This window comes from Bifidobacterium sp. UMB1197, assembly GCF_030217745.1.
Taxonomy (GTDB): Bacteria; Actinomycetota; Actinomycetes; order Actinomycetales; family Bifidobacteriaceae; genus Bifidobacterium; species Bifidobacterium vaginale_B.
Window position 1 is genome coordinate 1 of record NZ_JASOOL010000065.1, and the last position, 263, is coordinate 263.

Annotated in this window: 1 protein-coding gene; it reads left to right on the plus strand. The window is 40.7% G+C overall.

The window, feature by feature from the left end; all coding sequences use genetic code 11:
• The coding region (locus QP420_RS06625; RefSeq protein ID WP_481616904.1) for an InlB B-repeat-containing protein at positions 1-263 on the plus strand (263 nt) is incomplete at both ends.

Consider the following 263-nt stretch of genomic DNA (forward strand, 5'->3'; position numbering starts at 1 on the left):
CTATATTCTCTGACTCTTCAACTAAAGCAAAAGAATCCCTTGCCGTACGAGGTTACGCATTAAACTTTGCAAAAACAGTTGCAGGAGGAAGTACTGAAGTACCAGCAAATCCAATTGCTCCTGGATATAAGTTCCTCGGGTGGTTCTGCAAGAACGCTCAGAATAGCGAGCAAAAATTTACTGAAAAAATGATAATTAAAAGCGACACAACAGTGTACGCAAAGTGGGAAAAAGATCCCTCATCTTATGCTGTTCGCTACCAT